Raw genomic sequence first — 18,988 nt, 5'->3', positions numbered from 1 at the left:
ACGCGCACGATGTTCAACTGGATCGTTCGTGCGAGCCTGGCCAACCGGCTCTTCGTGCTCGCCGTGGCGCTGCTGCTCATGGTCTACGGCGCCTTCACCGCCAGCCGCACGCCGGTGGATGTGTTCCCGAACCTCGACAAACCGCTCGTCACCGTGCTCACCGAAGCCGGCGGCATGGCGCCCGAAGAGGTGGAGCAACTCGTCACCTTCCCGATCGAGACCGCGCTCAACGGCATGCCGGGTGTGACGCGCGTGCGCTCGACCTCAGGCGTGGGCCTGTCCATCGTCTACGCCGAGTTCGACTGGGGCACGCCGCTGTACCTCAACCGTCAACTCGTGAGCGAGCGCCTCGCCCTGGTGCGCGAGCAGCTCCCGTCTGGCGTGTCGCCGACCATGGGGCCGGTCTCGTCGATCATGGGCGAGATCATGCTGATCGGCCTGCCGATCGTCGCGCCCCAGGACGCCAAGGTCGCACCCGTCACGCCCATGCAGGCACGCGAGTACGCCGACTTCGTGCTGCGCCCGCGGCTGCTGTCGATCCCTGGCGTGTCGCAGGTCATCCCCATTGGCGGCGAGGTGCGCCAGCTCCGCGTCGAGCCCGACACCGCGCGCATGGCGCTGCTCGGCATCTCGCTGCAGCAGATCGAAGACGCGCTGCGCGGCTTCGCAGGCAATGCCGGTGGCGGCTTCGTCGACCTCAACAGCCGCGAGTACCTCATTCGCCACATCGCGCGGACCATCAACCCCGATGACTTGAAAGCCGTGTCCGTCGGCTGGCGCGACGGGCGCTCGGTCCTGCTGCAACAGGTGGCCACCGTGCGCTATGCCGCCGCCTTGAAGCGAGGCGACGCCGGCTACAACGGCCTGCCAGCCGTGATCGTCTCGGTGCAGAAGCAGCCGGGCGCCGACACGGTGAAGCTCAGCCGGCAGATCGACACCGCGTTGTCCGAACTCAAGCCCGGCCTCCCGCCCGGGCTTGCCGCCCCGCAAGTGCTCTTCCGCCAGGCCAACTTCATCGAGGCGTCGGTGGGCAACGTGGCCGAAGCCCTGCGCGACGGCGCGATCATGGTCGCGATCGTGCTCTTCGCCTTCCTGCTCTCGGCGCGCACCACGCTCATCTCGCTGGTCGCGATCCCGCTCTCGCTCGCGGTGACAGCACTGGTCTTCAAGCTGCTCGGGCAGTCGATCAACGTGATGACGCTGGGCGGCCTGGCCATTGCGATCGGCGAGCTGGTGGACGATGCGGTGGTCGACGTCGAGAACATCGTGCGCCGGCTGCGGCAGAACAAGGCGCTGGCCGACCCGTTGCCGACGTGGGAAGTCGTGCGCCAGGCAAGCGTGGAGGTGCGCTCGGGCATCGTCTACGCCACGATCATCGTGGTGTTGGTCTTCGTGCCGCTCTTCGCGCTGCCGGGCATCGAAGGCCGGCTCTTCGCGCCGCTGGGCATCGCCTACATCGTGTCCATCCTCGCGTCGATGCTGGTGTCGATGACGGTCACGCCAGTGCTGTCGGCCTACCTGCTGCCGCGCATGAAGCGCCTGTCGCATGGCGACAGCCCGCTTGTCGCCTGGCTCAAGCGCCACGACGAGCGGCTGCTGGCCTGGTCGTTCCCTCGGGCCAAGACCTTGATCGCCGGGGCGGCGCTCGCCGCGCTGATCGCAGCGGCCAGCGTGCCGTTCTTCCCGCGCAGCTTCCTGCCGGCCTTCAACGAAGGCTCGCTCGTGCTCTCGCTGTTGTTCAACCCGGGCACCTCGCTGGCCGAGGCCAACCGCATGGGCACGGTCGCCGAGCAGCTGATCGCCGCCGTGCCCGAGGTCACCCAGGTGGGCCGCCGCACCGGCCGCGCCGAGCTGGACGAGCATGCCGAAGGTGTGCACTCGGCCGAGATCGACGTCGACCTCAAAGCTTCCAAGCGAAGCCGCGAGGCGGTGCTCGACGACATCCGCGCGCAGCTCGGGCAACTGCCGGCCGCGGTGGCCATCGGCCAGCCGATTTCGCACCGGCTCGACCACCTGCTGTCCGGCGTGCGGGCGCAGGTCGCACTGAAGATCTACGGTGACGACACCGACACGCTGCGCGGCCTGGCCGAGCAGATGCGCCAGCGCCTGTCCGGCGTGAAGGGGCTGGTGGACCTCACCGTCGAGAAGCAGGTGTTGATCCCGCAGATCAAGGTACGCATCGACCCGCAGCGCGCGGCGCAACTCGGCCTGTCACCTGGCCAGGCCGTGCGCAGCCTGCAGACGCTGACCGAAGGTGCCCATGTGGCGCAGCTCGTCGACGGCGCGAAGCGCTTCGACCTCGTGCTGCGCCTGCCGGACGAACGGCGTTCACCCCAGGATCTGGCGAACGTGGTGGTCGACACACCCGCCGGCCGCCTGCCAGTCTCGAGCTTCGCCACCCTCGAAGAAGGCGACGGCCCGAACCAGATCGGCCGGGAGAACAGCCGCCGCCGCATCGTCGTTTATGCCAACAGCTCCGGGCGCGACCTCGGCGCCGTGGTGGGCGACATCCGTGCGGCGATGGCCGAAACGCGCCTCCCCACCGGCTACTTCGTGAGCCTCGAAGGCCAGTTCCAGGCGCAGGAGCAGGCGACGCAGCTCATCGTGTTGCTCTCGCTGGTGTCGCTGGCGCTGATGTTTCTGGTGCTGTATTCGCGCTACCGCTCGGCGGTGCTGGCCGGCGTCATCATGGCCAACATCCCGCTGGCGCTCATCGGCAGCGTGATCGCGATGTGGCTCTTTGGCGTGAGCCTGTCGGTGGCGTCGATGGTCGGCTTCATCACCCTGGCCGGCATCACGACGCGCAACGGCATCCTCAAGGTCAGCCACTACGTGAACCTGTGCAAGTTCGAGGGCGAGACCTTCGGCCAGCCGATGATCGTGCGCGGCTCGCTGGAGCGGCTGACGCCGGTGCTGATGACCGCGCTCGTGGCAGCGTTCGCCCTGACACCATTGCTTCTGGCCGCCGATGCGCCCGGCAAGGAAATCCTGCACCCTGTGGCGGTGGTGATCTTCGGCGGGCTTGTCAGCTCAACCTTGCTGGACACCGTTATCACACCACTGGTGTTTGCGGCGGTGGGGCGAAAGCCCACCGAGCGACTGGTCGCCATCGCCGACCAGGAAGCACTTTGATCAGAACAGGCCAACGGGAGGCCGCCTTGAAGCGTTTCCCAGCACTGAAGGAGTAGACGATGAAGAAGATTTTCATGCCGCTCGCGGCAATGGCCATGGCATTCGGCGCCATGAGCGCACAGGCCCACGGCCCGGCCCCTGCCAAGCATGGGGGCATCGTGCAGAGCGCCAGCGACCTGGGCTTCGAGTTGGTTGGGCAACCCGATGGCGCCTTGCTCTACATCGACGACCACGGCAAGCCCTTCGCCACCAAGGGCGCAAGCGGCAAGTTGACGGTGCTCAATGGCGCCGACAAGGCCGAGGTTGACTTGGTGCCGAGCGGCGACAACGCGCTGCAGGCCAAGGGCGCCAAGCTGGCTGCGGGCTCGAAGGCGGTCGCCGCCGTGACGCTGCCAACCGGCAAGGTCGTCACCGTGCGCTTCACGGTCAAGTAAGCGAGCCGCTCGTGCTGAAGGCCACCGCTGCGCTCGTGCTGTGCAGCGCGGGCTCGTTGCACGCCACAGAAACCATGGTCATGTCGCCCGTTCCCTGGGATGCGCAGCAGAGCTACCTGGAGCGGCTGCGCATGCCGGCCGAAGGCACGGCCGAGGTCTGTGAGCGGCTCGAAACGGGCGCAAAGGTGCAGTGGCGTTACAAGACCAGCGCCTCAGTGGACTTCAACGTGCATGCACGCGCCGGAAAGACGGTGACGGTGCTGGTCCGCAAAGACCGCACCACCCGTGCCGATGCTGTGTTCACCGCGGCCTCGGCACAGGAATACTGCTGGTCATGGACCAACAACTCGGGCGGGTCAGTCGAGCTGACCCTTCATCTGAAACGGCGATGACATGCTGATGAATCGACCAGCGGTCACGGGCGGTCTGCTCGCGCTGGCCGCTGCGGGGCTGTTCGGCATCAGCACGCCGCTGGTGCAGAAGTTCGGAGCGTCGCTGGGCCCCTTCACGACGGCGGCTTTGCTCTACGCCGGTGCCGCGCTGATTGGCGCCGTGCTGAGGCGGCCGCCGCAGCGCGAAGCAGCGTTGCGCAAGTCAGATCTTCCACGGGTCACCGCCATGGCGCTTTTCGGAGCGGCGCTTGGCCCCGTCGCCTTGGCGTGGGGGCTGCAACACACCAGTGGCACGAGCGCCTCGCTCATGCTCACGCTGGAAGCCGTGTTCACCGCCGTGCTGGCCCGGGCGCTCTACCGCGAGGTGATGGATCGCCGCGTTTGGTTGGCGATGGCGCTGCTGCTGCTGGGCGGTGTGGTCCTGGTGCTCGATCGCGGGCAGCAAGGCGGTGTTCAGCTTCTGGGTCTGCTGGCCATCATGGTCGCCACGGCGGCCTGGGGGCTCGACAACACCTTGTCGCGCGGCGTTGCGGAGCGCGACCCGGCGCAGGTCGTGCTTGCGAAATCGGCGCTCGGGGTGCTCATCACCACCGGCCTGGCCATCTCATTCGGCGAACCGATGCCAACCCCGTTGGCCGCAGCCGCCTTGCTGGGCATCGGTGCAACCGGGTACGGCGCGAGCCTGCAGCTCTACCTGCTGGCGCAACGAAAGTTTGGGGCGGCGCGCACGGGTTCGGTGTTTGCCTTCGCACCTTTCATCGGCGCGTTGTTCGCACTGCTGCTCGGCGACCGCAGCGCCAGCTGGGGCATTGCGATGGGTGGTGCCTTGATGCTGCTGGGCGTGCTGCTTCACCTGATGGAGTCGCACGACCACGAGCATGAACACGAGGCGCTGGAGCATGAGCACGCTCATTCGCATGACGACGGCCACCACGACCATGAGCACTATCCGATGCCGGTCGCGCCGCACAGCCATCTCCATCGTCACACTGCCAGCAGGCACACCCATCCGCATGTGCCTGATGCTCATCACGGGCACCGGCACTGACGGGAGTGTCGGTGAATCGACTCAGGCTTCGTGATACCCATCAGTCACTCAGAATCGTGGACGCGTCCGACATTACTAAGCCTGCCGCCAGGCACAGTGAGCGCCTTCTTTAAGCACGACAGTCCTCCAAGGCGAGGGCTGCCTTGGGTCGAAGCGACTGCTCGTCCCCTGTCATATCGGCCAGTCGTGCGATGCACTTTGCCGTTGCCCCCTTCGATGTCCGCTGTGCCGTGGGAAGCGGACCAGGCGGCAGCAAGTCTCTTCGCCCTCTAAGTCCGCTATGTGGTCGAGACTGCGAATGAAAGCTTTGGCGGCGACCGGCAGCAACCGCTGCATACCTGACTTTGAAATTGAGCGGCGGCTTCAGACCGGGTGCGGCCGGTCACTGCCAGCGATGACGACAACCGCTCCAGGACGGAGCTGTCAATCCCAAGCGCCCAGAGTAATGGTCAGGTGCGGCTGGAAGGGAACTGGTTGCGCAGACGACCGTGTCCAACATGGCCCCGGCGACGGCCGCGAGATGACTGTCAGGTCTCCGGGATTGCGCTAACCAGAGGCTTGACGTAATCCGGAAGTGCAGACGTCGTCATAGCTTGTCGCAACTGCACGGTGTGCGACCGCGTCAGGCGCAGTCGGCCTGTGGCGAGGGCGAGTAGGAACTCTGGCAAAGAGTCGCCCGCCCTGCCGGTGAACGCCTGAACTTGTCCGACGAGCAGATCGAGCATCTCGGCGCTCAGCAAGTCGTCCAGGACGTAGTTCATCTCCTGCTCAGTTGACGCTCGGAGCAATGCAGCGCGCAGCACAGCGTCGTTAAAGTCCTTGAAGTTGGACGGACACAGGAGGGTCTGGAATAGAGAGGTCTGTCGCCACGCAGGCGTGAGGGCCGAACGCACCGGAGGTCGGTCAAGACTCGCATTGTCTGCCCCTGCGCGCGCGCAGGCCAATACGTTGCTCACGATGGCGTAGATGTCGCCCTGGGTTACCTGTTCGGGCCTGACGTTCGTGTCGAGAAACACAAAGTCCGGAGAGACTCTCAACTCGTGTCCCGCCAACGCAGGCAAGAACAGCTGCTCGTGCGCTACCCCTGCTTGCTGGAGAAGCTTCAATCGGGTTTGCAATTGCGGCGAGAGCTTGGAGCCGGTCTGAAGGCGCTGGAGCAACGCTCGTTCTTTGTCCCACGGCGACGCCTCTTCGGTGTTGTAAGGTAGCAGAAGGCGGCCGGCGGCCTTATAGGTGAAGGTGTCCGGGCCGCGGGAGCCGAAAGTGAGGAAGACCTCAAGGTCCTTGGCGCCACGTGAGGTTTCCGCAACTGTGAGCGCAGCAACGTAGGCGACGTTACCTCCATTGCACACGCCACGCAGGACGGCGTTAACCGTCCGCGCTAAGGAGTGGTCTTGCAGTACAGCGAAGACAACCAATGCGTTCCGGCGCGCGCCTGCCTCCCAGTTGCGTGATTCCAGTTCGCGCTGGTCCAAGAACTCGGCTCCATCCAGCACCTTGCTTACGCCCCGGCGGGCGGCAACAGCCTGAACAACATCGGGGCTCATGCCGCAACACACCACCAGGTTCAAGGGCGTGGGCGCGTAACGCTCGAGGAGCCTGGCGAACTCGTCTTCGAAGACACCGCCGGCACAAAGGACTGAATCCTGTCGCAGTTCAATGCTGGTGCGCCCCGGGGGCTTCGAGTAGAGGGCGACCTCCCATGCAAAAGCTCTCGCAGTCTTATCAAACAGCTTTCGAGATTCACCGTCCTGCGTAGACAGCAAAAGGCGCAAGCGCTTGACGCTACGGCGGTCCAGAAGGAACTGGTCACCTTCAAGCTCGGCCTTGACGAAGCCCAGCTCGCAAAGCGGACAACCCTGAGATTTGTAGCTCTTGATTGGCTGGTAGCCAAAGGTCCGCTCCGCTTTGATGGTCAGGTCACAGGCAATCGCACCCATGCTGGAATGACCTGGCTCAGAAGCGAGGAAGTACAGGGTCAATAGAGACTCCTTGCGAACTCCCTTGTCCAGTAATTCCTTGGCCAGTCCACCAGAGGTCGAAGCAGACACAACGACGATGTCGCCTAGCGTCAGCCGTGGCAAACTATCCTTTCCTCCATACGAGCTGAAGGACTGCACGGGTGCCATGGCACTCCAGTAGTCTCGCGCCTTGGCGACCGCCGACATAGCGTAAGCCACGGAGAGCAGCGGCGCCGTGTCCACGAAGATGCGCCGGGGCGGCATGTGGTGCAGACGCGCTAAGGCCACCATCGCAAGGATGCCGCAGGCTGCACCTGACAGCAGCGTGCTGCTGGTGCGCAAGAACGCCGTGGAGTGCTTACCAGACGACTTCGTAAAGTGCACCCCTGCGGGCGCGTGCACCAATGCACCTGCAGAGTCGAACAGGTCAAAAAGCCAGCCTTCCACCAGCTCGCGGTCCAAGTCCTTCCAATTCCCACTCGCCGTCGCGCTGGGCGCACTGCCTGCCTGTCCTGCTGCGAAGTCCTGCACCTGCAGCTTCAGTTCCTGACCCACTTGCCTCAGGTCAAGCATCCACAGGCGCAGGTCGTCCTCGCGCAGGCCGGCGGCAGCACGGGCAGCGGCTCCGCCTTCAGTGAGAAGCTTCTCCAACTCGGCGCCCTTAATGAAAGGGGTAGCGATGAATATGTTTCTAGTGAGGGGCCTTCGACTAATCAGATTGCGGACTTCGTCGGAGATGTCAGCGCTTGTGAGCGAGTAGCTATCGAAGACCAGGAGCCGAGCGTCAGCTTCGAACTGACGCTCACGATGACGTGTATTCAGCGATAGTGCCATCGTCAATCTAGCGGAACAATGATGCGGACCGACGAGCCCACAAGTACTTCATGCTGTGTGGGGATGGCGACGTACTTCTTGTCGTGATCCAACAATCGCGGCTCGGGCCAAGCCAAATGCGCGAGCGGCGCCTTAGGCTTCATCTGCGCCTGCAACTCGCCTTGGAGAAAGGTTCGGTATGCATAGAGCCGGCCAGTTCTGAACTCAATTCGGCCCTTCAGAACCTGAAGTGCCCGAAGTACCTCGTACAACCCCATACCCCGATGACCAGGCCGTCCATCTGCCAACTTCGGAAAATAGTGGCGCTCAAGGCAGTTGTGCAGGACTTGCCACTCAAGCTTTAGGTCAGTGTCGGGCTGCAACGGGGCTCGGGTGTAGGAGGCGAAGTACCCGATGCCCGAATCGAAGATTGACGCCTCGAAGCACGGCACGTCCCGCGTCGTTGGCGAGTCCTTCCCTGCCCTCGGTATATGCATCGGCAGCGTTAGTCGCCTGAATACAAGACCGCGAAGGCCCGCCTCGAGAATCGGTCGGCCGGATGCGTCCAGCCGCCCGTGCATGTCCGAGTTCTCAATCAGCTCCGCGAGCATGGTCCCCAAGAGGGAAGCGTTTTTGTAGAGACGTTCCGCTGCTTCGACAGTCACAGTGCCCGTCGTAAGCGCTTCGACGGCGAGAGACTCGAAGAAGCTACGCGGGTGTAGCCGCAGCGTTCTCGGGTCGTAGATGTCTCCAGACAGCCCATCACCCGCCCCCTCCACGCAAATAGCCAGGTCGCTCGCGAATGCCGCCGCCTTAGCGAGCCGGTGCGTAGTCACAGCCCGCTGTGTCGCAGACACATCCAAGCTCACGCGAGCCTCGGCGCCTTGCGTCCAATGCTGCACCTGCCGCAGCGCGAGCACCGCCGAAAGCAGCGGAAAGAGCGCTGGTTGAGCCCTGACCTTTTCCCACGCTTGCGCATCCCAGGCGACGCCTATCACCGCCTTACGCGCCAGGGAAATGAGCCGCTGAATTCCGATCACTTCTGATGCAGCGGGAGCAGCAGTGCTCAGCTGCGGGTAGTCCGCAGGGATGACGAGCAGGACATGCCTCGCCCCAGTCAGGCCCTCGGCCCATCCGAAGTCGTTCAGTAGCGCCTCTGGGAGGCGAACTTCTAGGGCCGCGGGACCTGGGTTCATGGCAAGAGAAAGCGCTGCATCTAGTTGAACTTCGGATTGACTCTAGCAGTTCCGCTCAACCGCGCCGGGCCATGCTCCTCCACCTGCGCGGCCTCACATGGCCGCCGCGTCGCTCTTGTTTTCAGAGAACGCCGTCGTTTGGACGCTCGGTCCACCTGACAGGACCCAGGCTGTAGGGTTAGTCTGCTTCTACGCCATCAAACGTCGGAGTCCAGTCTGTAGCGGTCCTTCGTTCCGCGCTGGGCACGGGCGATGTGACCCACAAATCAAAAATGCCCCTGTCACTCGACTATCAAGCGACAGGGGCCAGTACAGCTCAGCCTTTCAGCCCAGCACCTCAGTCACGATGCCTGCGCCGACGGTCTTGCCGCCTTCGCGCATCGCGAACCGCATGCCGTTCTCGATGGCCACAGGCTTGTTCAGCTCGAAGCTGATCTGCGCCTGCGCGCCCGGCTCGACCAGGCCGGTCTCGGTGTCGACGTGGAGGACACCGGTCACGTCGGTCGGGCCGAAGAAGAACTGCGGCTGGTAGCCCGAGCCGAACGGCGTGTGGCGCCCACCTTCGGCCTTGCTGAGCACGAAGATCTGCGCACGACCCGTGCGGTACGGCTTCACGGTGCCGGGCTTCACCAGCACCTGGCCTCGCACGACGTCGTCGCGCTTGACCCCGCGCAGCAGCAGGCCGACGTTCATGCCGGCACGCGCTTCGGCGACGTCCTTGTGGAACGACTGCACGCCCGTCACGACCACCTGGCCGTCTTCGGCCGTGCTGAGGCCCACCACTTCCACGGCGTCGCCGACGCGGATCACGCCGCGCTCCACACGGCCGCTCACCACGGTGCCGCGGCCGGCGATGGTGTGCACGCCTTCGACGGGCATCATGAACGGGCCGTCGTAGTCACGCACCGGGTCAGGGATGCGCGTGTCCAGCGCGTTCACGAGACTTCGATCACGCATTGCACGTCGGGGCCGTCGAGCTTCCGCCGCGCTCGGCAGCGGCCAGCGCCTTCATCGCGCTGCCGAACACGAACGTGACGTCGCGGTAGCCGTGCGTGGCCAGCAGCGTGCCGATCTCCATTTCGATCAGCTGCTCGATGTCGGCCCGGTCGCTGTCGGCCACGAGGTCCATCTTGTTCACGAACACCACGATGTGACCCACGTTGACCTGGCGTGCCAGCAGCACGTGCTCGATGGTCTGCCGGGCGGCGCCTTCGGAGCAGGATCGCGCCGTCCATCTGCGAGGCGCCGGTGATCATGTTCTTGATGTAGTCGGCGTGGCCCGGGCAGTCGATGTGCGCATAGTGGCGCAGCTCCGACTCGTACTCGACGTGCGAGGTGTTGATCGTGATGCCGCGCTCGCGCTCTTTCTTTGCGTTGTCGATTTGCCCATAGGACAGTGCTCGGCCGCCGGTGCGGGCAGCTTGCACAAAGGTCAGCGCAGCCGTGAGGGTCGTTTTGCCGTGATAGACGTGGCCGATGGTTCCGACGTTGACGTGGATCTTGTTGATCATGATGTTCTCCAGTTGGGTCAAGAAGCCGATCGTTCTGCTGGCCAGGCAAAGTTCTCGACGGGGGTGTCGGCGCGCGCGCCAAACTCGGGTTGCCCGACGTACGGGCGAAAAGAAAGCCTGCGGGGTGGTGACCACCCGGCAGGCTTCTGGGCCTGAAGGGTGGACCTCCAGGCGCACAAAGGCTCGGGAGGCTCTACACGAACCACTCCACGGATGCGACGAGCAGCACGGCGCCCAGGGCGCGTGCAGCGGAAAGACGGTCTCGTTCGGGGCTCATGTCCACCTCATCAAAAATCGGCAACAAAAAACAAAAAACCCGGTGGCTTATGGCCTACCGGGTCTTGATGAACTCAGGAGGCCGAGCCTCCGGACGTGCAGGGCTCTAGGAACGCAGTGCTGCGTATTCAAGGCGTGATGAATCCGCCGCCGTGATGCGGGCTGTCGACACGTCTTGCGAGTTCAGGAGCGGCTTCATCGAATGTCTCTTGCGTTGGGCCACAGGCCTCAATGCGGGGATCAACTTTTTGGGAGCGGGAGACTAACACTACGCCTTCGGGCTGGCAACACGCGCGTTGCGTGGTTCAGCACTGAAGGGTGTCGCCCTCAAAAACCAAACGGCTTCCCCTTCATGTCGATCGTGTCGCTGATCATTGGTGTTCCGTCGATGTTGGGCGCACGACGTGGTGCATCTGAACGCGAACTCGTTAGGAGAAAGGGCCCTCTCAGATCGAACCCTCGCGTCATGAATTGGACGAGCCGGGTGGACAGCCAATCAACAGGGGCAAATAGAAGGCTCAGGATCGTTTTCATACCAATCTCCAGACCAGCGAAATGGCTGGTAATCAGATTGTGACTTAAACGCGGCTGACGTAAAAGCTCGACGCCTGAAGACTTCGGGCCATGCCCGGGGCTCGCTCTCACCGCTCAACCAATGCAAGCGCACGGGCAGTGCTGGCCGAAAACATCGTTCGGCTGCGCAAGGAGCGTGGGTGGTCGCAAGAGGAGCTGGCTTTCGAGTGCGGGCTTCACCGCACGTTCGTGGCTCACACCGAGCGGCAAGCGAGAAACATCTCACTTGACAACATTGAACGTGTGGCGGCGGCGCTCGGCGTGGCGCCGTGGGAGTTGCTCGTCCCCGCTTGAGCTTGTGACGCTTGCCAACCGCCGCATGAGCATCGACCGCGACGACTTGTCCACGGCGGCGGGCGTCGCTTGCGACGAACGCACGACGCGGTGGGCAAGTCAGCTCAGGGCGTCGGGCAGATCAGATCAAAGCGTCTTCTGCCACATTCGCTTGAACCGGCGGTGATGTTGGCGTTTGCGCTGCGACTATTGAACTCAGCGTTTCACCGAGAAGGCGCCAAGCGTCCCGCTTCTCCTGTGCGTACTCATGGTGGAGGTAGTGGCGACGTATCCGAGGACCCGGCAGCGCATGGTTCTGGCAACGGTCAATCACGTCCAGCGGAACGCCAAGGGCCTGCATCATCGTGGCGCCAGTGCGGCGCAGGTCATGAGGGGTCCATTCGCCGTTCTTGCCTTTGGCAAGGACCAGCGCGTTGTCGTTGCGCCGCCGGGGCAGGGGGCCTGTGCGGCTCATGAACATGATCTGCCGGTCGCCGACCTGCTTGCTGACGCTCTTGAGATCGACGTGCGTGTCGGCACACGCCGCGCCGTCCCGGACTCTGCCTTCCGGCCGAGCGGGGAAGCACCAGTCGGTATGGCCGGTCAGGAGCTTTAGCTGCTCGAACTGACGCAGGGCGAATGGTGACAGGTAGACCATCATTGCAACCTTGGTCTTGGTGTTCTGAGCTGGCAGGAACCATTCGCCCGTCTCAACGTCGACATGTTCCCATCGCGCCTTCAAGATCTCGCCGATGCGGCAAAGAGTGGAGAGGGCGATCCACAGGGCGAGTTCGCTCTCTCGCTTGAGGGGACGAGGAAGGTCTGATCGGCTACCTGCGGGAAGAGCCTCATGGTCGCGCCGCATCGCCACAAGAATGTTGGCCAGTTCCCGTAGCTCCTCCGCCGATAGCACTCGCTCGCGGACGCCGTCTTCGTAGTCTTCCCGAACGACTTGATCAGGCTCCACCAACTCGGCTGGATTGCCATCGGTGAGTTGTCCGCGCCAAGGCTGGCGCTTGCCGGCCCAGCGATAGAGCTGTCTCAGTTCGGTGAGCATCCGTTGGGCCGTTCGACCCGCACCCCGATCTCGGCCAATCTTCCTCAGTACCGCGATCAAGTCTTGATCGGTGATGGCGCTTATCGGTTTCCGGCCGAGCTCCGGAAGTACGTCTTTGTTGAACGTTCGGCGCAACTCGGCATTGCCGTCGTCTCTCGAGACTCCCGTCGAGAGCCATGCTTCGAACATTTCTTCGAAAGTGAGCAGGGCGGCCTTCTGCTTCTCGGCTTCGACGATCGTCGCCTCAAGCCGGCTCTGTTGCTCGATCCGGTTGGCCTTCTTTTGGTCGTTTGGGTTCAGGCCAGTCTTGAGGGCTGCACGGGCTTGGTCACGGCGCTGCCGGATGTCGACCATGCTGACTACTGGCCACGTTCCACACTGATGCCAAGTGACCTTGCCTTGCCACTTGAAGGCGCTCTTGAATCGAATGGAGACCGCTCCGTCACCTGCGGCGCGAACCTCTCCGCTCAAGCCGTCACCGTCGCTCAGCGTGTCTCCTTTCCACTCCTTCGGAATAGCCTTGAGTTCGGCCACACTCCACCGGGTGCCCGGTCCGCCTTTTGGGTATCGCGTCATCGAGAGCTGCCTGTGGGGTAAACCAAGGGGTAAACCGTTTGAGGGCAGTCTACGAACTTTGACGAACTCGCGCGAATAGCGGTCCGCGCTAACCCATTGATTTCACTCGACTTCTTGTTCGCTATTGTTCGCTGCCGTCCACGAATACTCTTCTGTCACGCCGGGGGTCGCGGGTTCGAGCCCCGTCCACTCCGCCAAAAAAATCAACGGGTTAGCTTGGAAGCAAGCTAACCCGTTTTTCTTTGCGCGGCCCGCCGGTTGGTGGGCCGGCAGCTCAGCGCAGCTTTCCCAGCACCCGATCCACCATCACCGCTGACTGCCCGAGGTAGTTCTGCGGGTCGCAGAGCGACTCGAGGGCGGGTCGATCCAGGTGCCGGCTGATCTCGGCGTTCTCGCACAGCAGGTCGAGCAGCGGTCGCTTCTGCTTCACCGCTTCACGGCAGATGTCGTAGACGAGGTCGTGCGCGTATTCGCGGCCGAGGTAGGGGCCGAGGCCCATCATCACCGCTTCGCTCATCACGAGTCCGCCGGTGATGTCGATGTTGGCGCGCATCTGCTGCGCATCGACCTCCAGGCCCTGCAGCACGAAGAGCGATTGCTTCAACGCACCGGCCATCAGGCAGAAGATCTCGGGCAGAACGATCCACTCGATCTCCCACGGGCCGGTGCTGCGTTCATGGTCGGCCACCATGGCGTCCATCAGCGAGGCCGCCTGCTGGCGCACGACCGAGATTTGGGCGTGGATGTAGCAGCTCGAGATGGGGTTGCGCTTTTGCGGCATGGTGCTGCTGGAGCCCCGTCCGTGGGCAAAGGGCTCGTACACCTCGGCCACTTCGGTCTGCATCATCAGCTTCACGTCCATGCTGAGCTTGCCGAGCGTGCCGCCGACGAGGCCGAGGAAGCAGCCCACTTCGGCGATGTTGTCGCGGATGGTGTGCCAGGCGATGTCGGGCTGGCCCAGGCCCAGCTCGGTCATCAGGCCGGCTTGCGTTTCCATCGCGCCGGTGGAGAGCGACGCCAGCGTGCCCGCCGCGCCGGCGAACTCGCCGACCAGCACACGGGGCCGCAACTGTGCCAGCCGCGTGCGGTGGCGTTCGATGGCCGAGAGCATGCCCGCCATCTTGTAGCCGAAGGTGACCGGAATGGCCTGCTGCAGGTTGCTGCGCCCGATCATCGGCGTGAGCCGGTGCTGGCGGGCGAGATCGGCCATGGCCTTGGAGATGGCCGCAAGGTCGGCGTCGACCAGCTCGAGCGCTTCGCGGATCTGCAGCACGGTCGCGGTGTCGGTGATGTCCTGCGTCGTGGCGCCCCAGTGGCAATACTCGCCGAGCTTGTCGCGGCACAGCGCGTTGAGCTGCGACACCACGCCGAGGATGGGGTAGCCAATGCGCTCGGTCTGGGCACGCAGCTTCACCATGTCGATCTGGTCGAGATGGCAGTGGCTCACGATCTCGTCGGCCGCCTCCTGAGGAATCAGGCCGAGACGGCCCTGGACCTTCGCGAGCGCGGCCTCGACGTCCAGGTACTTTTGCGTGCGGTTCTCGTCGGACCAGACCCTGCGCATCGCGTCGGTGCTGAAGATGCCCTGGAAGATCGACGAGTCGATGATGGTGGACGGCATGGTGTTCTCCTTGAATGGTTCGAGTCGATCAGGTTCTGGCAGCTCGCGCCAGCAATGCGTGGGCGCGTTGCACGACCGGGCGGTCGACCATGCGGCCATCGAGCTGGACGGCGCGTTCGGCGCTGGCGGCGGCCTTCACCACCCGTTGCGCCCACGACAGCTCGTCCGCGGTGGGGCGCAAGGCGGCGTGCACATGCTCCACCTGCCGCGGGTGAATGCACAGCTTCGCGCCGAAACCGTGGGCCCGTGCACGCGCAAGGTCCGAGCGCAGGCGCTCGTCGTCCGCGATCTCCGGTGTCACGCCTGCCACCGGGGAGGCGATGCGCGCCGCGCGCGAGGCGAGTGACAGCACGCTGGCCGCATGGTCCAGCCCGACCGGGTCGCCCGACAGGTCGAGGTCGAGCGCGAAGTCGAGCGTGCCGAACACCAGGCGGACGACGCCGGCGGCCTGGGCCAGCTGAGCGGCGTGGGTCACGCCCAGCGCGCTCTCCACCAGCGGCAGCACTGCAAGCTGCGGAATGCTTCGCCTCAGGGCGGCGATCTGTGTGGCGTGCTCGGCCTTGGGCAGCATCACGGCCTGCGCCCCCTGGCGCGCAGCATCGCGAGGTCGTCCGCATACCAGTCGGTCGACGGATCGTTGAGGCGCACCACGATGCGCTGGCGTTCGTCGAACGACGCGGCCTCCAGCGTGGCGGCCACGGCGTCGCGTGCCTTGGCCTTGTCAGCGGGCTCCACCGCGTCTTCCAGGTCGAGCACGACCTGGTCGGCCATCGAGGCCAGCGCCTTGCCGTGCCGCTCCGGGCGGTTGCCCGGAACGAAGAGGAAGGTGCGTGCGGTGGCGGCGGGTGGGGTGTCGCTCATACCGCACCCTGTGCGCGTAGCTCGCCGATCGCCTGTGCGTCCAGGCCGAGTTCTCGCAGGATGGCGTCGGTATGCGCGCCGAGGGCTGGCACCGGGTCCATGCGGGGCCCGCCGTCGCGGGTGTCCGTGCCCGGAGGCAGCAGCGCAGGGATGCGGCCGGCGGCCGTGTCGACCTCCACCCAGCGTTGCCGTGCGGCGAGTTGGGGGTGGCGCCACACGTCGTGCATGTCGTTGACCTGCGCGTTCGCGATCTGCGCATCGTCGAGCCGGCCGAGCACCTCGGTCGCACTGAGGCTCGCGAACGCGTCGACGATCAGCGCCCGCAGCTCGGCGCGTGCGGCGCTGCGCTTCGAGTTGGAGGCGAACCGTTCGTCGCGCGCGAGCGCCGGCTGACGCAGCACCTTGTCGCAGAAGGAGGCCCACTCGCGCTCGTTCTGCAGGCCCAGCATCACCGTCTTGCCGTCGCCGGTGGGGAAGGGCCCGTAGGGGTAGATGGTGGCGTGGCTCGCGCCGCTGCGGGGGGGCGGCGATGCGCCGTCGAAGGCGTAGTAGAGCGGGTAGCCCATCCACTCGCTCATCGCCTCCAGCATCGAGACATCGATGCGCCGGCCCTGGCCGTCGATCGCGCGCTGCATCAAGGCGGCGAGGATGTTGGTGTAGGCGTACATGCCGGCGGCGATGTCGGCAATGGAGGGGCCGGCCTTGCTCGGCTCGTCGGGTGTGCCGGTGATGGACACGAAACCCGCCTCGCTCTGGATCAGCAGGTCGTAGGCCTTCTTGTCGCGGTAGGGGCCCGGGTGCTCCAGGTCATCGCCGTAGCCGGAGATGTCGCACACGATGAGGCCTGGCTTGCGCGGCGACAGCGCCGCGTGCGAGACGCCCAGCCGCGCGGCAGCACCCGGCGCGAGGTTCTGCACCACCACGTCGGCCTTCTCGAGGATCAGGCGTTCGAGCAGGGCCGCGGCCTGCGGATGTTTCACGTCGAGCGTGAGGCTTTCCTTTGAGCGGTTGGTCCAGACGAAATGCGAGGCGAGGCCACGCACACGTTCGTCGTAGCCGCGGGCGAAGTCTCCGCTGCCGGGCCGCTCGATCTTGATCACGCGCGCGCCCAGGTCGGCGAGCTGCCGGGTGGCGAAGGGCGCGGCGATCGCGTGTTCGAGGGTGACGACGGTGAGGCCTTTCAAGGGTTGCATGTCGGTGCCTTCATGTCATCGCAGCGTCGCGGTGGCGTCCATGGTCAGCCACCCTTCATGGTCGTGGGCCCACAGCCGCACCGTCTTGCCGTCGGGCTCGAGCCTGCCGTTGACGTGGAAGGGGTGCAGATCGAACGTGGCCCGCACGGCCTTGAAGCGGAAGGTCCCGACCTTCGCGTCCGGCAGCTCGCGCCGAAGCAGGTCCATGAGCAAGGTGGCGATCAACGGGCCGTGCACGATGAGGCCGGGGTAGCCCTCCGTCCCAGTGACGTAGCGGCGGTCGTAGTGGATGCGGTGGCCGTTGAAGGTCAGCGCCGAGTAGCGGAACAGCAGCACGTCGTCGGGCACGATCACGCGTCGCCAGGTCGCACCCGCATGTGCCGCCTGAGGAGGCGGGGCGACATCGTCGGGCCGCTGTGCCTCGCGATAGACGATGTCGTGGAACTCGGTCAGCGCCGGGTCTGCCGCGCCGTTGCAGCGCACCTCGTGCCGGACCTTCACGAACACCAGCGTGCCGGTGCGGCCTTCCTTGACCGTCACGTCGTCGATGGTGGACGTGCGGGCGATGGCGTCGCCCACGCGCAGGGGCGATCGGAACTCGAACTGCCCACCCGCCCACATGCGCCGCGGCAGCGGCACGGGCGGCAGGAAGCCGCCTCGGCGCGCGTGCCCGTCCGGTCCGATCTCGGACTGGCGGTGAAGCGGCAGGAAGTACAGCCAGTGCCACAGCGGAGGGAGCTCGTCGCCCTCGTGCGCAGCGGGCAGCGGCTCATGGTCCAGCGTCGCGGCAAGCGCCTTGACGGGGGTGGCGCCGATCCGGTCGTGCACCGTCTCGCTGCGGCCAACCCATTGCGACAGCGGGCCCAGCTCGGTGGTGTTGCTCATTCGGAACCTCGCGATGTGTCGAAATCAGAACGAGTGCCGCAGGCCCGCCTCGAAGCCCGTGGAGCTGCCGCCGCCGGCCAGCCCCGCGGGGCCGCCCGGCACGGCATACGTGGCCGCGCCCTTGTTGCCGATGCGGGAGCCCGTGGCATACAGCGCCGTGCGCTTGGACAGGCTGTGAACGTACCCCAGGCCGATCTGCGTGGCACCGTTGGCGTCGATGACGGTGGCGCCGACGCGGCCGCTCAGATCCACCCGGTTGTAAGACGCCTTGACCTCGCCGCTGCTGCCGACCGGCACCACCACGCCGAACAGCACGTTGCGCTGTTTCGCCAGGTCGTACTTGAACTGCCGATAGGCCGCCGACAGGCGAACGACGGGAAGCGAGAGGTGCGCGCCGATGGCGCTGTCCTGGTGGGTGCCGACGAGGGTGAGGTCGTTCTCGGTGCGCGTGTGCGCGGCCGACACACCCCATTGCGCCGCCGCATAGCCCAGGCGTGCGCCGATCACCTTGTGCTGGCCGTTGGCGGCGGTGCCGCCTTCGCCAGCGGCCACCATCGCGCCGCCTTCCACGCCGCCCAGGCCGCCCGGCAGCAGGTACTGCACGGCATTGCTGGAGCGCACCGTGGTGTTGACGCCGCTGCCATAGGCCGAGCGGATCGGGCCGACCGGCGTGGCACTCACGAAGTTGTTAGACCCCGCCACGCCCACGTAGGAAAACGGGTCGTAGCGGCTCCAGTTCGAATAGCTCGGCACGAAGTCCCGTCCGAGGCGGATCTCGCCCAGGGGGCGGCTGATGAGGCTCACGGTGGCGCGACGGTCCCAGAACTGGGTGCTCGACGCCGTTGCGCCGGTGTCCAGCAGGATCCCGTGCTCCAGGTGGAAGCCGGCACTCAGCCCGCCCCCCAGGTCTTCGGTGCCGCGGAACGAGAGGCGGCTGGTCGAGTTGGAGCCGCTCACGAGCGACTTGACGCTGCCGCGCCCCTCGTTGCTCACATGGCGCACGGCGCTGTCGGCCACGCCCCAGAGCACGACGCTGCTCTGGGCTGCGGCCTTGGGGCTGAAGGCGCCGCACGCCGCGATCACGAACAAGGTGGTCCAGGGAAACGGGGCGATGGCCGTTTGGGAAAGGGTCGGGAAGCGCGGGTTCATTGTTGTGTCTCCTGTGCGCATCGAGGCGCCTGCTTGT

At 65.3% G+C, this 18,988-nt stretch carries 15 protein-coding genes and 1 pseudogene; 5 read left to right on the top strand and 11 right to left on the bottom strand.

Going from position 1 to position 18,988, the window contains the following annotated elements:
- Positions 1-9 precede the first annotated feature (9 nt).
- The 4 genes from LRS03_RS08980 to LRS03_RS08965 are packed head-to-tail and all read left to right on the top strand — an operon-like array spanning position 10 to position 5,006.
- Positions 10-3,132, top strand: coding sequence for an efflux RND transporter permease subunit (locus LRS03_RS08980; protein ID WP_257825111.1), 3,123 nt, complete (start codon positions 10-12; stop codon positions 3,130-3,132).
- Positions 3,133-3,191: 59 nt separating this feature from the next.
- Positions 3,192-3,566: a hypothetical protein gene (locus LRS03_RS08975; RefSeq protein ID WP_257825110.1), complete on the top strand. Its 375-nt coding sequence runs from the start codon at positions 3,192-3,194 to the stop codon at positions 3,564-3,566.
- A gap of 11 nt (positions 3,567-3,577) precedes the next feature.
- Complete coding sequence (locus tag LRS03_RS08970; protein ID WP_257825107.1) at positions 3,578-3,958, top strand: hypothetical protein; 381 nt, start codon at positions 3,578-3,580, stop codon at positions 3,956-3,958.
- A gap of 1 nt (position 3,959) precedes the next feature.
- Positions 3,960-5,006 (top strand): DMT family transporter, encoded by a 1,047-nt coding sequence (locus LRS03_RS08965; RefSeq protein ID WP_257825105.1) that lies wholly within the window; start codon positions 3,960-3,962, stop codon positions 5,004-5,006.
- Positions 5,007-5,533: 527 nt separating this feature from the next.
- Here LRS03_RS08965 and LRS03_RS08960 read toward each other — a convergent pair.
- The 4 genes and pseudogenes from LRS03_RS08960 to LRS03_RS08945 form a co-directional block, all read right to left on the bottom strand.
- Entirely contained in the window at positions 5,534-7,801 is a 2,268-nt protein-coding gene (locus tag LRS03_RS08960; protein WP_257825103.1) for a hypothetical protein, read from the bottom strand.
- Positions 7,802-7,803: 2 nt separating this feature from the next.
- On the bottom strand, positions 7,804-8,976 hold the full coding sequence (locus LRS03_RS08955; RefSeq protein ID WP_257825101.1) for a hypothetical protein: 1,173 nt from the start codon (positions 8,974-8,976) through the stop codon (positions 7,804-7,806).
- A 324-nt stretch (positions 8,977-9,300) separates the two neighbouring features.
- Positions 9,301-10,487: pseudogene (locus tag LRS03_RS08950) on the bottom strand (elongation factor Tu).
- 603 nt (positions 10,488-11,090) lie between these two features.
- On the bottom strand, positions 11,091-11,297 hold the full coding sequence (locus LRS03_RS08945; RefSeq protein ID WP_257825099.1) for a hypothetical protein: 207 nt from the start codon (positions 11,295-11,297) through the stop codon (positions 11,091-11,093).
- Between the two features lie 90 nt (positions 11,298-11,387).
- On the opposite strand from LRS03_RS08945, the gene LRS03_RS08940 reads away from it, so the two are divergent.
- Entirely contained in the window at positions 11,388-11,630 is a 243-nt protein-coding gene (locus LRS03_RS08940; protein WP_257825097.1) for a helix-turn-helix domain-containing protein, read from the top strand.
- A 121-nt stretch (positions 11,631-11,751) separates the two neighbouring features.
- Here the strand turns inward: LRS03_RS08940 and LRS03_RS08935 are convergent, their stop codons facing one another.
- From LRS03_RS08935 to LRS03_RS08910, 7 genes are all read right to left on the bottom strand, one after another.
- Positions 11,752-13,200: a tyrosine-type recombinase/integrase gene (locus LRS03_RS08935; RefSeq protein WP_257825095.1), complete on the bottom strand. Its 1,449-nt coding sequence runs from the start codon at positions 13,198-13,200 to the stop codon at positions 11,752-11,754.
- A 316-nt stretch (positions 13,201-13,516) separates the two neighbouring features.
- Positions 13,517-14,863 (bottom strand): 3-carboxy-cis,cis-muconate cycloisomerase, encoded by a 1,347-nt coding sequence (gene pcaB, locus LRS03_RS08930; protein ID WP_257825093.1) that lies wholly within the window; start codon positions 14,861-14,863, stop codon positions 13,517-13,519.
- A 28-nt stretch (positions 14,864-14,891) separates the two neighbouring features.
- Positions 14,892-15,434 carry an HpcH/HpaI aldolase/citrate lyase family protein gene (locus LRS03_RS08925; protein ID WP_308296407.1) on the bottom strand — a complete coding sequence of 181 codons (543 nt, stop codon included), beginning with the start codon at positions 15,432-15,434 and terminating at the stop codon, positions 14,892-14,894.
- Entirely contained in the window at positions 15,434-15,724 is a 291-nt protein-coding gene (locus LRS03_RS26525) for an aldolase/citrate lyase family protein (protein ID WP_308296406.1), read from the bottom strand. The genes LRS03_RS08925 and LRS03_RS26525 overlap by 1 nt, the downstream gene beginning before the upstream one ends.
- The gene (locus tag LRS03_RS08920) at positions 15,721-16,917 is read right to left on the bottom strand and encodes a CaiB/BaiF CoA transferase family protein (protein ID WP_257825090.1); all 1,197 of its coding nucleotides are present in this window, start codon (positions 16,915-16,917) and stop codon (positions 15,721-15,723) included. Before LRS03_RS08920 ends, LRS03_RS26525 begins: the two co-directional genes overlap by 4 nt.
- A 15-nt stretch (positions 16,918-16,932) precedes the next feature.
- Positions 16,933-17,802 carry an HTD2 family dehydratase gene (locus tag LRS03_RS08915; RefSeq protein ID WP_257825088.1) on the bottom strand — a complete coding sequence of 290 codons (870 nt, stop codon included), beginning with the start codon at positions 17,800-17,802 and terminating at the stop codon, positions 16,933-16,935.
- 24 nt (positions 17,803-17,826) lie between these two features.
- A complete protein-coding gene (locus LRS03_RS08910) occupies positions 17,827-18,951 on the bottom strand; it encodes a porin (RefSeq protein ID WP_257825086.1) in 1,125 nt (374 codons plus the stop codon).
- Between the last annotated feature and the right edge of the window lie 37 nt (positions 18,952-18,988).

Source organism: Rhizobacter sp. J219 (assembly GCF_024700055.1).
GTDB lineage: Bacteria > Pseudomonadota > Gammaproteobacteria > Burkholderiales > Burkholderiaceae_C > Rhizobacter.
This window is presented reverse-complemented; position numbering and strand designations above follow the sequence as displayed.

Coding starts and splice junctions, on each gene's coding strand:
- pcaB (WP_257825093.1), bottom strand. CDS start 14,863: ATGCCGTCCACCATCATCGACTCGTCGATCTTCCAGGGCATCTTCAGC.
- LRS03_RS08965 (WP_257825105.1), top strand. CDS start 3,960: ATGCTGATGAATCGACCAGCGGTCACGGGCGGTCTGCTCGCGCTGGCC.
- LRS03_RS08980 (WP_257825111.1), top strand. CDS start 10: ATGTTCAACTGGATCGTTCGTGCGAGCCTGGCCAACCGGCTCTTCGTG.
- LRS03_RS08910 (WP_257825086.1), bottom strand. CDS start 18,951: ATGAACCCGCGCTTCCCGACCCTTTCCCAAACGGCCATCGCCCCGTTT.
- LRS03_RS08925 (WP_308296407.1), bottom strand. CDS start 15,434: ATGCTGCCCAAGGCCGAGCACGCCACACAGATCGCCGCCCTGAGGCGA.
- LRS03_RS26525 (WP_308296406.1), bottom strand. CDS start 15,724: ATGAGCGACACCCCACCCGCCGCCACCGCACGCACCTTCCTCTTCGTT.
- LRS03_RS08915 (WP_257825088.1), bottom strand. CDS start 17,802: ATGAGCAACACCACCGAGCTGGGCCCGCTGTCGCAATGGGTTGGCCGC.
- LRS03_RS08920 (WP_257825090.1), bottom strand. CDS start 16,917: ATGCAACCCTTGAAAGGCCTCACCGTCGTCACCCTCGAACACGCGATC.
- LRS03_RS08940 (WP_257825097.1), top strand. CDS start 11,388: ATGCCCGGGGCTCGCTCTCACCGCTCAACCAATGCAAGCGCACGGGCA.
- LRS03_RS08945 (WP_257825099.1), bottom strand. CDS start 11,297: ATGAAAACGATCCTGAGCCTTCTATTTGCCCCTGTTGATTGGCTGTCC.
- LRS03_RS08955 (WP_257825101.1), bottom strand. CDS start 8,976: ATGAACCCAGGTCCCGCGGCCCTAGAAGTTCGCCTCCCAGAGGCGCTA.
- LRS03_RS08975 (WP_257825110.1), top strand. CDS start 3,192: ATGAAGAAGATTTTCATGCCGCTCGCGGCAATGGCCATGGCATTCGGC.
- LRS03_RS08960 (WP_257825103.1), bottom strand. CDS start 7,801: ATGGCACTATCGCTGAATACACGTCATCGTGAGCGTCAGTTCGAAGCT.